The sequence below is a fragment of the Verminephrobacter aporrectodeae subsp. tuberculatae At4 genome (assembly GCF_000193225.1).
Taxonomy (GTDB): Bacteria; Pseudomonadota; Gammaproteobacteria; order Burkholderiales; family Burkholderiaceae_C; genus Acidovorax; species Acidovorax aporrectodeae.
Genome location: NZ_AFAL01000350.1, coordinates 68,048 through 81,277, shown reverse-complemented (window position 1 = coordinate 81,277; position 13,230 = coordinate 68,048). Strand labels below are relative to the sequence as shown.

Genomic DNA, 13,230 nt, shown 5'->3' with positions numbered 1-13,230 from the left:
TTCGCGGCGATCACCAGGGGCATCGGCCAGTGCGCCCGGGTCGCCAGATACCCCGCAAGGTATTGCGCCACGGACGCTGTGGCGGCAAACGAGATGTCGATGCCACCGACCACCAAGACCACCAACAGGCCAATGGCCATGATCGCGGTGACGCAGCAGCCTTCGAGCAGGTTGACCGCGTTGCCCGAACTGAGAAAGCCCGGAGCCAGCGCACCGAAGAAGAGGATGAGCACCGCGAGCAGCGCGCTGAGGTAGCCATCGGGGGTTTTCACGGTTCGGCGCAAACGGCCGGAGCACGGCTCATGCATAGACGCGCTCCCGGATCTCCGACTCGGTATGGACACCGGGAACGAATTGCCCGACCAGTCGCCCGGCACGCATGTGCAGAACCCGGTCACAGTGGAAGAAGACCTCGGGCACCTCGTCGGAAATCATCAGCACGGCCACGCCCCGGTGGGCCAGCGCGTGCACGATTTCGTAGATGCCCTGCTTGTTGCCGATGTCCACCCCCGCGGTGGGCGCGTCGAGGATCAGCAGCCGGGGCTCCGTGGCCAGCCACTTGGCCAGCACCACACGCTGCGCGTTCCCGCCGGACAACTGCTGGACCGGTGCATCGAGCGAGGGAATCCTGATCCGCAGGCGCTCGCACCAACTGGCGGCCATGTCCGTGCGGCGCCGTGGTGGCAACCAGCCCCAGCGATTGCTCATGCGCCCCAGCACCGCCAGGACCATGTTGTCCTGGACCGACTGGCGCATGTTCAGGCCAATACCCAAGCGGTCCTCCGGCACGTAGGCGATGCCCGCGGCAATGGCTTGCGCGTTGCTGCGCACACGCAAGACCTTGCCGTTGAAAAGCAGTTCTCCGGCGTCTGGCGCGCGCATGCCGAACAGCGTCAGCGCGAGTTCCGTGCGCCCGGCCCCGAGCAAGCCGAGCAGGCCGACGATTTCGCCCGGCTTCACGTCGAAACTCAGGTCCCGGTACTCGCCTTTGCGGCTCAGTCCCTTCACCTGCAGCAGGGGCTGCGTGTCCGGGAACTGGCGCGCGTGCACGGCGTGCTCGATGCGCAAGCCGGTCATCAGTTCACCGAGCTTGCGGTCGTCGAGTTCGCGAGCGGGCCAGGTGCCCCGTTTGCGGCCGTCACGCAGCACCGTGACGCGCTCGGCGATCTCGATCACTTCGTCCAGTTTGTGACTCACGAAGACCACGGCCACGCCATCCTGTTTGAGGCGACGAACCACGGCGAGCAGCGCGTTGACTTCGGTGCGCGTCAACGACGCCGTGGGCTCGTCCATGATGAGCAGCCGGGCATGGCTGGCCATGCCGCGGCAGATCGCCACCAATTGGCGCGTGGCAATGGGCAGATCACCGACCCGCGTCTCCAGGGGCAGAGTCACCCCCAGCGCCTGCATCACCGAGCGCGCCGTTTTGCTTTGCTCTGCCGGGCGGATCCGCCGGACGCAGGAACCCAGCGCGGCCTCCAGCGCAATGTTTTCCGCGACGCTGAGGTTTGGAAACAGCGCCAGGTCCTGGTAGATGACCTGAATTCCGAGCGCCTTCGACAAGGCCGGCGTGAGCCGCGCATGGCGCTTGCCGTCGATCTCGAGCACGGCCCCCGGTTCGGGCCGATGAATCCCCGCCAAGACCTTGATCGTGGTTGACTTGCCGCTGCCGTTCTCGCCCATCAGGCAGTGCACTTCAGCGGGGAAAACCTCCCAGTCCAGCGCATGCAGCGCCGTTGACCCGCCAAACTTCATCGTCACGTTCGAGATGGAGATGAAGGGCGCGCTGCCGTTTGATGGGTTCACGTCAGCCAATGAGCAGCCCAGGTTCTCTTACAGGCCCATGCCGACCAGGCGGTCGATGGATTCCTTGTTGATGGTCTCGAGCTTTTGACCCAGGATGCTGCGACGCTCTTTGTCGACAAGCACCTTGCCCAGGCCCTGGATCTCCATGCCATTGCTCGGCTCCTGGCCATCCATCAGCAGCTTGCCGACGCGCACGATGACCTCGCCGGCGAGCGACGGATTCCAGATGAAGCCCTCGCGGATGGCGCCGGCCTTGACCAACTTGGCGCCCTGGCCCGGGGAGAACGGGCCCACGACGGCGACCTTGTCCGTCTTTCCGGCCTCGAGAACCGCACGGCCTGCGCCGATGGGGCCTTGGCTGCCGAAGGCCAGGAAACCCTTGAGGTCGGGGTGCGCGCGCATCAGGTCTTGCGCCGTGCGATGCGACTCGTCGAGGTTCTCGGCAACGCCAAAACGGTCGGCGACCAGCTGCATCTTCGGAAAATTCTTCTTTTGGTGGGCGATGGCGGCGTCTGCCCAGGCGTTGTGCAACGGCACCGTCAGCGATCCCACGAACACGGCGTATTTGCCTTGGCCTGCCATGGCCTTGGCCAGCGATTCCATATGCCGCTCACCGAAGCCGGCGACCGTCGTCAGCTCGATGTTCCAGTCCGCCCCCTTTTGCTCCGGGGACTCGTGCGTGATGATCTTGATGCCCGCATCCCTGGCGCGCTTGAACACCGGCTCCAGGGCCTTGGCGTCGTTGGGCACCACGGCGATCACCTTGCTCTTTCGGGCGATCAGGTCTTCCACTGCGCGCACTTGCTGCGCGGCATCGGCTTCGGTCGGCCCGATCATGCCGGCTTGCACGCCGAGCTCGCTGCCGGCCTTCCGGATCCCTTGCTCCATGGCGTTGAACCATGGAATGCCGCCGATCTTCACGACCACCGACACGTCCTCGGCCGCTGCCAGGCTGCTGCCCACCCATAGCACGGTGAACGCCAGCAGGCGGGCGCTGCGCTTGAATGCGTGCTTCATTTTTTTGTCTCCATCCGGTTTCTTCAAGAGGCGTTCCTGCCCGTGGGAAGGGCCGATCGGTGCGCCAGATAGCGCTTTCGCTCCCGAGTCGTTCGGAGAACACAACCGATTGTGCAACTATAGGTGCAGGACTCGGGCGCGCGATCCGTGCTAACCCTGAAGCGGGAATGCGGGGTAAAAAAATTCAGCCGATGGCTGTTTGAATGAGGCGACAACTATCCTGACACGCGCCGGTGCGGGATGGTCGGGTGTCTTGGGCGTTTGGGCATCAACGAGGGATATCACCGAGTTGATTTCGGCTCTCCGACACCGTCTGCCAGCCAATTCTCAAACGCCAGGCTTTCAGGCTTGTCGTTCAACGCCGCATAGTAGATCAGGCGCAGATGGCGGTTTTCGTCAATCGTCAGCATGGTGCTCTCGAACTCCACTTGGCCGATGCCCTTGATCCGAAGATGGGGAAAGTCTCTGTGGGGTCCATGGATGTCCTGTTGTTGCCACCACGTCTTGAAATCGGGATCGACCTTTTCAAGGTCCTTGATCAGTGCGCAGATGTCGGGTTCCTGAGTCGCCTTGACGAAATCCTGCCGGAAGCGCGACAGCAACTGCAGCGCTTGTTCTTCCCATGGGTCGAAAAGTTCACGGGTGGCGGGATCAGTGAACAGCAACCACAACAGGTTGCGCCGCCCCGGCAAGCAGGAATCGAAATGGAAGACGCGCTCTGCAGCAGCATTCCATGCCAGAACGTCCCATCGCAGGTTGAGGACATAGGCCGGCCGCAGGACAAGGTCGCCCATCAGGCGGTGTACCAATTGCGGCACCACGCACCACGTTTTGCCAGGTTCCGGGGGCGGGCGCTGCTGGGTCAGCAGAAACAGGTAGCGACGTTCAGCCGCGTCCAGCTTCAGTACCCGCGACAGGCTTTCCAGGAAGACGACAGATACGCTGATACCGCGTCCCTGCTCCAGCCACGTGTACCAGGTCAACCCGACGCCCGCGAGGGCGGCGACCTCTTCGCGTCGCAGACCAGGCGTGCGGCGACGGTTACATGAGGGCAATCCCACGTCTGCAGGCGTCAGCCGCTCTCGGCGGCTCCGAAGAAACTCGGACAGGTCACTGCGGGTGCGCTCCATGTTTCGAATGAGACTCATTCCATCACCTCTAGTAGCAGCATAAGTAGCTAAATTGTAATCCCCATAACATGTGAGCAGAATCCGTACAGAGCCGTCCCAGAAGCCGAAAGGGTTTCGCAAACGAGCGCACTCGCCCGGTGCAACTGAGTTCCTTCCCTGTTCTATGGAATACCGCCATGTCCGTAAAGTCCCAATCACCCGTCTACCTGATCGCGCTCGGCTCATTCGCACTGGGCATGGCGTCCTATGTCATGGCCGGCCTGATCCCCATGATCGAGCATGCCTTTGCGGTGCCCGTCGCCATTGCGGCGCAACTGGTTACCGCGTTCACGCTGGCCTACGGAGTAGGTTCACCCGTCGTCGTCGCGCTGCTGCCCGCCCATCGACAGCGTGGGGGCCTGTTGTTGGCGCTCGGACTCTTTGTGCTGGCCAACGCGGCCAGTGCGGTAACGACGAACTTCACGCTGCTGTTGGCCTTTCGGGCCATTGCTGGCGTTGGTGCCGGCGTGTATCTGGCCACGGGCATCGCGGCATCGACGGCCCTTTCGCGGCCAGAGCAACGCGGCAAATCCATCGCCGTCATCATGGGGGGGATGGCCAGCGGCACGGTTCTGGGTGTCCCATTGAGCCTGCTGCTGGCCGAGCGCCTGGGCTGGGCATCGGCACTCTGGCTGGTCGCCGCCTTGGGACTGATCGCCTGGCTCGGACTCGCGTTGCGGCTGCCCGCGCTAGCCGCAGCGCCATCCGTTCCTCTGAAGCGCAAACTGGCCCTGCTGACGGACGGGCATGTGATGGTCATCTTGCTGGTTTCGTTGCTTGCAGCGATTGCCAGCCTGGGGATGTACACCTTCATCGCCCCCTTGCTGGCGGCACCCGAATATGGCGACATTCATTCCGTGACGCCCTATCTGTGGGCGTGGGGCGTCGGTGGCGTCCTTGGAAGCTTCCTGATCGGCCCCTTGGTGGACCGAATCAAAGGACCGACACTGACGCTAAGCATCATGGTCATCCTGGCCGCCGCGCTGCTCCTTCTGCCTGCGGCGGCATCCAGCGGGGCCTGGCTCGTGATGCTTCCCATCGCCATTTGGGGCGCTGTCGGCTGGGCGCTGCAAGTTCCCCAGAACAACGAGTTGATCAAAGCGCGAGAGTCGCAAGGCGATGGCAACTTGGCGATTGCGCTGAATGAGTCCGCGCTCTATCTGGGCAGTGCCATCGGTGCCGCCGTGGGAGGCTTCCTGCTGATTCTGCACTGGCCGGTCTGGATCTTGGCGAGCGGCGCAGGTGCCGTGGCCGTCCTGGGAGCCTCGATACAAATGCTGAACATGCGCCTGACTTTCTCCAAGAGCCGCTGCGAAGCAAGTTCTCGCTGACCTGATTCATGATCGCGCAGGCGTCGCAGCAAATTGAACGCATCCGACTGCTTGGCCCGTCCGCGTTTGCCCTGCTCCTTGACACGCTGCGGGTTGAGCGCTTGCCCCTCATCCAACAGGGCACGGTAGCGTCTTATCCAACGCAGCAGTTGGCGTGACTGCACCGCAGTGATTCCCTGTGTGCGAGCCCGTTCGCAGCCTCGATGCGCTGCCAGCAGCATGGCCAAAGCGACAACTATCTTGACACGTGCCGGACAGGTGCTTCGTCGAGCAATCGGTCAACGATGGCGATGATTTGCTCTGCAGCGTCGGCAATGTGCTGCTCCAACGCTTTCTGGGCCTTGTCTGCCTGGCGCTGACGACACAGCACAATCAAGGCCAGGTGCTCGCCGTGTGCTTGTTCTCGGATGGGCGCGTTGACCACCTGGAATCGAAAATAACGCTCCGATTTTTCATGCAAGGTGCGTATCACGTTCATTGCGGCAGGCCTGCGCGCAGCGCTGTATAGCAGTTCGTGCAGTTCCCAGTTGAGCGTTCCCCATTCCTGCGCACCAGCAGTGTCCATCTGCTCAACCAGCCGCTCGCCCCGGTCAAGTTCCGCCATGGAGATGCGCATTGCAGATTCATGGAACAGCCAAGGCTCCAGACGCAGACGCAGGTCAAAGAACTCCCTGACTTCGTCCTTCGACAGCATCGAGACATATGCGCCCTTGTGAGGATACAGGTCGACCAGTCCCTCCGAACTCAGCAAACGGATCGCCTCCCGCAATGGAATGCGACTGACACCAAGCTCTTCGGCCAGAGCCTCCTGCCGCAGGGGAGAACCTGGTGCGATTTGCCCTGAGAGGATTTTCGACCGAAGCTCACCGACCACCAGTTCCACAGCCGTTTTTCGCACAACGCGGTCAATATGGATACGGGCCGATCCGTCTTGCTCAAATGCGGATGGGGACGACGTCGGTTTGAGAACCTTGGTTTCAGTAGATTGAATCGGCATGTTGGCTCGTCTGGACGCGGGTTCGTTTCAAGGATATAGCACATTTCAGCCATGGAATTCGAGAGCATGGACCTGGGTGGGTATTTCGGCGAGCGTGACTGCCCGTTTCGGTGACGTGACCGAGGGGCGATTGATCATCGTTCAAAGGCGGTCCCCGTCTTGTCAGGGGGGCTGTACGGGTGTTGCGCACGCACCACCACCTGGGCCGGAACCGCCCGCAGATCGCTGTAGTTGCTGGCAACGTCGTCGCGTCCTTCGAGGGCGGAGCCACTGCGGTGAACCAGGCCAAGCGCGACCGCAGCGACTGCCCGTTGGTGCAGCCACCATCCGCTTGCGTTGGCTCATCACCAAGCGGGCAGCTACGAAATGGAGTGCCATACCCACCGGGAAATCTCTCCAAGTTGCTGATTTTATTGGGGTTGAATGGGGGAAGTGACAAACTTGGGTCAGGTTTTGTCGCGCGCTTCAGGCTCAGGGGACATAGTGAAAACCCCAATGTAAATGGCGATTTGCCCGTGCTCCAATCGATAATATATTGTATCCAATCTGCAATTGGATCCCCTCCGCACCCTGCGGCAACCCGCTCCTGAAAGGACTAGCGCTGATGACCCCCATCGACTGGAAAGGCGTCTTCCCCGCCGTGACGACCAAGCTCAACGCCGACTTCACACTGGACGTCGATGCCATCAAGGCGGGCCTCGAACGCCTGATCGAGGCCGGCGTCGGCGGCGTTGTGATGATGGGCATGGTGGGCGAGAACGCTCAACTCTCCTCCGAAGAAAAGCGGACCGTTCTGCGCACAGCCAAGGAAGCAGTCAGAGGTCGCGTGCCCATCGTCTCCGGGTTGGCCGAAACCAGCACCGAAAAAGCCGTCGCTTTCGCCAAGGAAGCTGAAAAGATGGGCGTGGACGGCCTAATGGTTTTCCCCGGCCTGACCTACAAGTCGGACACCTACGAAACCGTCGAGTTCTACAAAACGGTGGCGCGCGCCAGTGGACTGGCCATTCTTCTCTACAACAACCCGCGCGGCTATGGCGTCGATCTCACTCGCGACGTGATTGCGCAACTGCTGGAGGAAAAGACCATCGTCGCGATCAAGGAGGAGTCCTATGAAACCCATCGCATCACTGACCTGATCTCGCGCTTCGGGGATCGACTGGCTGTCGTCTGCGGCGTTGACAACCTCATTGTTGAAAGCGCGGCGCTGGGCGTCACTTGCTGGGTTTCGGGTATGGCCAATGCCACGCCAAAGGCAGCAGTCGAGTTGTTGAAACTCCTTGTCGCAGGCGACTTTGGCAAGGCCCGCCGACTCTACGCGGCCCTGGATCCGCTGTTCCTCCTGGACACCGTTGTCAAACTCGTACAGCACATCAAGTTGGCCGAGAACATCGCCAGCGGGACAGCAGAAACCGTGAAGCCACCCCGGCTGAACTTGGTGGGTGAGGAACGCGATCACACGATTGCCATCACCAAAAAGACCCTGGCTGACCTCAAGTCGCTGGAATATTGAACGCAACGGGATGAAAAATCATGAAACTGAAATCACTCCAAGTGCGGGCCGCAGCCATTGCTGTGACGATCGCCGCGGGCGCCATGTCGTCAGGCGCGGCCTTGGCGCAATCTTCGTCCACGCTGGACAAGATCCTGGCTACCAAGACGCTGCGCTGCGGCGTCCAACTCGACTTTCCACCAGCCGGTTTCAGAACTGCGCAAAACGAGCCGGAAGGCTACGACGTCGCCTATTGCAAGGACATGGCGAAGTCGCTGGGCGTCACGGCCCAGATCGTCGAAACGCCGTCCGCAGAACGGATCCCGGCGCTCGTGTCAAACCGCATTGACGTTTTAGTTGCTTCCACTTCGGTGACTCCACAGCGCGCCATGACGGTGGCGTTCTCGCAGCCGTATGTCAGTTTCATTAATGTCGTGCTGACGACCAAGGATTCGGGCGTCCAAAAATTCGATGATCTGAAGGGCCGCTCGGTTGGTGGCGTCACCGGAACCACCACGGAGCAGGAATTGCGGGCCCGCTTCGATCAGTGGAAGAACCCGAAAGGCAAGTTCACCGGCTACGGCAGCGAGTCGGAAACCTACCTCGCGTTGACACAGAGGAAGATCGACGGCGTGATCGTGAGCGCGGGCACTGCGGGCGCGCTGATCAAGAGCGGCCAATTTCCCAGTCTGGTGACGAAGGGGCCTGCGCCGTCGCCAGCCGACTTGGCGGGCATCGCCGTGCGCAAGTCAGATACAGATCTGATGCGCTGGGTGAACGTGTTTGTCTGGAACCAGGTCCGCACGGGTCGCTACAAGGAACTTTACGCGACTTACTTCGGCGACGGCAAGGCCCCTGCGCTGAACGTTGAAGGCGTTGACTACTGACACTTCCTCACCGCTTGATTAAAACGGATCACCCCATGTTTTATTACACGTTCTACTGGTCCGTTGTCTGGAACAAACTGCCTGTCTTGCTCGAAGGCGCGGTGCTGACCGTTGAGGCTACTGCGCTGTCCATGCTCATCGGGACTTGCCTTGCATTGCCGCTCGCGCTGATGCGCAGGCGCAGCGCCGGCCCAGCGTACTACTTCGCTACCGCGTGGGTAGAAGTGTCGCGCAATACGCCTGCGCTGTTCCAGATTTATATGGCTTATTTCGGACTGGGTGCGATCGGAATTGATGTTCCAAGCTTCGCCGCGTTGCTGGTGGCCATCAGCTTTAACAACGCGGGCTACCTGGCAGAAATCTTCCGCGGCGGACTCGCCTCTGTTGCGCCTACGCAAATGGCTGCGGCCCGCTCGCTGGGCCTGTCCACACCACGAACCTATCTGCACGTGATCTTTCCGCAGGTTTTTGTGTTGGTTTTTTTCCCGTTCATCAATCAGCTGAACTGGGCGCTGCTCAATACGTCGCTCGGTTCGATCATCGGGGTCCGTGAACTGACCGGGGCGACGCAGGCAGCGCAATCAGAATCGTTCCGTACCTTTGAGTTCTTCATCGTCGCGGCCGCCATCTATTACATGATCTCAAAGCTGATCACTTTGGGTGCGCGTCTGTCGGCTTGGCGCCTTCTGAGTCAGGGGTAGAAGCATGCAATTTCAGCTTGCATATTCCGAACTCCAGTGGTCTGACCTGCAGTTTGTGCTGCAGGGACTCTGGCGGACGATCCTGCTGACCGTTCTCGCGGGAGTCTTCGGCACGCTACTGGGTGGTGTCATCGGCTGGGCGCGCGAAAGCAGTGCTGCCGCTCGTCATCTTCTGGCACCGTACGTGGACGTGACCCGGAGCATTCCGCTCATTATCCAGTTCATCCTGATCAACAGTGCATTCGCGGCCTTCGGTTCAGCGCTCGAACCGTTGGAAATTGGCGTGCTCACCTTGAGCCTTTACATGGCGGTGCTGACGTCTGAACTGGTCCGATCGGGACTGCGCTCGGTGCGACCAGAGTTGAAGAAGGCGTCGCGTTCACTGGGTATGTCGTACTGGCAGGAACTTCGCCTCGTATCGATGCCGCTCGCAGTGCGCACGGTGTTTCCTGGCTGGATCGGCACTTTGATCGGTCTGGCGAAGGACACCGCACTGGTCAGCGTCGTGGGGTACATCGAATTACTGCGTGCCGCTCAAATCCTGATCACACGCACCAACGAAGCGCTGCTGTTGCTTACCGGCGTTGGTGTCGCTTACTTCCTCATTTGCTACCCGATTTCCCACTACAGCCTGGCCGTGGAACGGAGGATGGAAGCATGAGTTGGCCAGTGCCTTTTGCTCTTTTCATCTGTTTTTCAGCTCGGAGTATTCGTCATGATTGAAATCAAGGCTGTCCGCAAGTCCTTCGGGGCGATCGAGGTGATCAGGGGAATCAACCTCACCATCGAGCGCGGTGAAGTGCTCTGTTTGATCGGTGCGAGCGGTTCGGGTAAATCAACCCTCTTGCAATGCATTAATAGTCTTGAGCCGATTCAAGGGGGGCAGATCGTTGTTGACGGCATAGACGTACATGGCAAATCCACTGATCTGAACAAGCTTCGCCAGAAGCTTGGCATCGTATTCCAGCAGTACAACGCCTTTCCGCATCTGACGGCACTGGAGAACGTTGCGCTGGCCCCGCGTGTCGTGAAGAAGATGCCTCGTGCCCAGGCACTGGAGTTGGCGCGTGAACATCTAGCCTACGTAGGCCTCGGAGCGCGCGCGGACCTGCGCCCCGCCAAACTCTCCGGCGGACAGCAGCAGCGTCTGGCCATTGCCCGCGCGCTGGCGATGAAGCCGGACTACATGCTTTTTGACGAAGTGACCTCTGCGCTTGATCCCGAACTCGTCGGCGAAGTGCTCGACACGATGCGCAACTTGAAGGCAACAGGCATGACCATGATCGTGGTCACGCACGACATCGCGTTCGCCCGAGAAAGCGGCGATCGCGTGGCGTTCTTCGATCGGGGAACCCTGTGCGAGGTCGGCCCTGCCAAGCAGGTGATCAATGAGCCGCGCGAAGAGCGTACGCGCCAGTTCCTGCAGCGCGTCCTGAACTGAACCCCTTCCATGAAAGGCCGAGTATGAACCACACCTTCTTCTGTATTGATGGCCACACCTGTGGCAATCCGGTACGTCTCGTCTCTGGAGGTGCGCCCGCACTCGTCGGCAATACCATGATCGAGCGGCGCGCACACTTCGAGCGCAACTTTGACTGGATCCGCACGGCACTGATGTTCGAACCGCGTGGCCACGAAGGGATGTCCGGAACCATCCTGTACCCGCCAACACGGCCGGATTGCGACGTTGCCATTTTGTTCATCGAGGTGAGCGGCTGCTTGGCGATGTGCGGCCATGGAACGATCGGAACCGTCACGTTCATCATCGAGCATGGCCTGGTGCAGCCGCGTGAGCCGGGTGTTCTGCGGCTGGATACGCCCGCTGGCTTGGTGCTTGCGCACTACACCCTCAATGGTGAACACGTCGATTCAGTTCGCTTGACCATCGTGCCCTCCTTCCTGCATTCCTGCGATTTGTCGGTAGAGATGGACGGCTTGGGACCCGTCCGATTCGATGTCGCCTACGGTGGCAACTTCTACGCGATTATCGAGAGCCAGCCGGCGTATGCCGACCTGGAAGCACTCACGCCCTCGGACATTCAACGCCTGAGCCCGGCGCTGCGCCGGAGAGCAAACGAGAAATACCGCTTTGTTCACCCGGAGACGCCGGAGATTCAAGGCCTGTCCCATGTGATGTGGACGGGCAAGCCGCGCATGGCGGGCGCTTGCGCGCGCAATGCGGTGTTCTATGGCGACAAGGCAATCGACCGCTCTCCTTGTGGAACGGGAACGTCGGCGCGGATGGCTCAGTTGGTGGCCAAGGGTCAATTGGGTATTGGCGACAAATTCGTCCACGAAAGCATCATCGGCACCACCTTTAACGGCGTGGCCCTGGAGCGCGTGAAGGTGGGCGACTACGAGGGCATCCGTCCGAGTGTCGAAGGTTGGGCGCGGGTGACCGGGCTCAACACGATCTTCGTCAATGATCGGGACCCGCTCCACAACGGTTTCCTGCTCAAGTGAACGCTCGGCCGAGCACTGTCTGCCATCGCAGCGCCGTCGTGGCAACACACAAGTACACAGAAAGGTCGGCGCGCAATGGCTGAGTTGATCATCGTGGGCGCCGGCGTTGTCGGCCTGAGTTGTGCTTGGTCAGCGCAACGCCGGGGTTTTCAGGTGACCTTGGTCGATCGTGATTTCGAGGGCGACCGGGCCTCCCATGGCAACGCTGGCGCGATCGCCGTGAGTGAATGCGCGCCTCTGAACCTGTCCGGTCTGGGCCTCAGGCCGTTGCGCTGGCTGCTTGACCCACTGGGGCCATTGGCGGTGCGTGCCAGCCACGCGCCGAAGTTGCTGCCCTGGTTCTTGGCGCTGCGCAAAGTGGCGGAGCCTGCGAACTATCTGCGCATCGCGAATGCGCTTGCAGCGCTGAACAAGCGGTCGCTGCGGGACTTCGAAGCTGTGCTGGCAGACACGGGCATGGGCGGGGATCTGCACAAGCGGGGCGCACTGACAGTCTACGAGACGAGCCAGGCCTTTAGCGGCGATGCCGAGGAATGGCGGCTCAAACGCGCGCTCGGCGTACGCTGGCGATCCGTTGACGCGGCCGAGTTGCAAGCGCTTGAGCCCAACTTGGCACCCGTGTTCCAGCACAGCGTGATGCTGGAGGATTGGGCCCACATCGACGATCCGCAGCGAATCGTCATGGGCCTTCGTGAACGGGTTCGGGCCTTGGGCGCCCAGTTCGTCACGGGCAGTGCAACGAGCCTGAATCTCGGCAACGCTTCCAAGCCGGCCGTCGATCTCGAAGGAGGCCAAAGCGTTGTGGGTGACAAGGTCGTGGTGGCAGGCGGCGCCTGGTCCGCCCGCCTTGCGAAGACCATCGGCGACCGAGCCCTCCTGGAAAGCGAGCGCGGCTACAACACCACCCTTCCAGCAAGCGCAAGCCTTCTGAATCGCGAAGTGATCTTTGCGGAGCACAAGTTCGTGGCAACGCCCCTGGCCATTGGGCTTCGCATCGGTGGAGCAGCAGAATTCGCCGGTCTCGAAGCGGCGCCCAACTACCGGCGCAGCGACGCGTTGCTGTGGCTTGCCCGCAAATACCTGCTTGGTCTGGACGAGAGCAATCCCACGCAGTGGATGGGACACCGTCCCGCGACACCGGATTCGCTCCCTGTCATCGGCGCTTCGCCGAAAAACGCAAGCGTGCTCTACGCCTTCGGACATGGGCATCTCGGTCTCACGCAGTCGGCGACGACGGGCGAGTTGATTGGAAACATCCTCGCAAACGAGAAGACGCCGATCGACATGTCGCCGTACGCGATCGAGCGCTTCTGACAGGTAGCCCGCACAGCTTTCCCCGCCCTTTCTTCGGCGCTTGCAGCGTCGCGGCG

At 61.2% G+C, this 13,230-nt stretch carries 12 protein-coding genes and 1 pseudogene; 8 read left to right on the top strand and 5 right to left on the bottom strand.

The features are described 5' to 3' along the window. The 4 genes and pseudogenes from VTU_RS34730 to VTU_RS26415 form a co-directional block, all read right to left on the bottom strand. A pseudogene (locus VTU_RS34730) lies at positions 1-272 on the bottom strand (ABC transporter permease); the annotation flags it as partial. A gap of 28 nt (positions 273-300) precedes the next feature. Beyond that, positions 301-1,806, bottom strand: coding sequence for a sugar ABC transporter ATP-binding protein (locus VTU_RS0107220; RefSeq protein WP_010102766.1), 1,506 nt, complete (start codon positions 1,804-1,806; stop codon positions 301-303). A 27-nt stretch (positions 1,807-1,833) separates the two neighbouring features. Next, complete coding sequence (locus VTU_RS0107215; RefSeq protein ID WP_010102764.1) at positions 1,834-2,823, bottom strand: substrate-binding domain-containing protein; 990 nt, start codon at positions 2,821-2,823, stop codon at positions 1,834-1,836. Between the two features lie 281 nt (positions 2,824-3,104). After that, complete coding sequence (locus VTU_RS26415) at positions 3,105-3,971, bottom strand: helix-turn-helix transcriptional regulator (RefSeq protein WP_050809445.1); 867 nt, start codon at positions 3,969-3,971, stop codon at positions 3,105-3,107. A 119-nt stretch (positions 3,972-4,090) separates the two neighbouring features. On the opposite strand from VTU_RS26415, the gene VTU_RS0107205 reads away from it, so the two are divergent. Continuing rightward, the gene (locus VTU_RS0107205; RefSeq protein ID WP_201766103.1) at positions 4,091-5,323 is read left to right on the top strand and encodes an MFS transporter; all 1,233 of its coding nucleotides are present in this window, start codon (positions 4,091-4,093) and stop codon (positions 5,321-5,323) included. A gap of 235 nt (positions 5,324-5,558) precedes the next feature. On the opposite strand, the gene VTU_RS26410 is transcribed toward VTU_RS0107205, so the two are convergent. Beyond that, positions 5,559-6,320 (bottom strand): GntR family transcriptional regulator, encoded by a 762-nt coding sequence (locus tag VTU_RS26410; protein ID WP_081479741.1) that lies wholly within the window; start codon positions 6,318-6,320, stop codon positions 5,559-5,561. A 604-nt stretch (positions 6,321-6,924) separates the two neighbouring features. Here VTU_RS26410 and VTU_RS0107190 point away from each other — a divergent pair. The 7 genes from VTU_RS0107190 to VTU_RS0107160 all read left to right on the top strand — a co-directional run bounded on the left by VTU_RS0107190 (position 6,925) and on the right by VTU_RS0107160 (position 13,174). Then, the gene (locus tag VTU_RS0107190; protein WP_010102755.1) at positions 6,925-7,830 is read left to right on the top strand and encodes a dihydrodipicolinate synthase family protein; all 906 of its coding nucleotides are present in this window, start codon (positions 6,925-6,927) and stop codon (positions 7,828-7,830) included. Positions 7,831-7,850: 20 nt separating this feature from the next. Further along, complete coding sequence (locus tag VTU_RS0107185) at positions 7,851-8,696, top strand: ABC transporter substrate-binding protein (protein ID WP_010102753.1); 846 nt, start codon at positions 7,851-7,853, stop codon at positions 8,694-8,696. 35 nt (positions 8,697-8,731) lie between these two features. Continuing rightward, positions 8,732-9,397: an amino acid ABC transporter permease gene (locus VTU_RS0107180; RefSeq protein ID WP_010102751.1), complete on the top strand. Its 666-nt coding sequence runs from the start codon at positions 8,732-8,734 to the stop codon at positions 9,395-9,397. A gap of 4 nt (positions 9,398-9,401) precedes the next feature. After that, positions 9,402-10,058, top strand: a complete 657-nt coding sequence (locus VTU_RS0107175) for an amino acid ABC transporter permease (RefSeq protein WP_010102749.1) — start codon at positions 9,402-9,404, stop codon at positions 10,056-10,058. Between the two features lie 54 nt (positions 10,059-10,112). Next, positions 10,113-10,838 (top strand): amino acid ABC transporter ATP-binding protein, encoded by a 726-nt coding sequence (locus tag VTU_RS0107170; RefSeq protein WP_010102747.1) that lies wholly within the window; start codon positions 10,113-10,115, stop codon positions 10,836-10,838. A 23-nt stretch (positions 10,839-10,861) separates the two neighbouring features. Beyond that, positions 10,862-11,860 (top strand): 4-hydroxyproline epimerase, encoded by a 999-nt coding sequence (locus tag VTU_RS0107165; RefSeq protein ID WP_029554174.1) that lies wholly within the window; start codon positions 10,862-10,864, stop codon positions 11,858-11,860. 75 nt (positions 11,861-11,935) lie between these two features. Beyond that, on the top strand, positions 11,936-13,174 hold the full coding sequence (locus tag VTU_RS0107160; RefSeq protein WP_010102742.1) for an NAD(P)/FAD-dependent oxidoreductase: 1,239 nt from the start codon (positions 11,936-11,938) through the stop codon (positions 13,172-13,174). Positions 13,175-13,230: the final 56 nt, after the last annotated feature.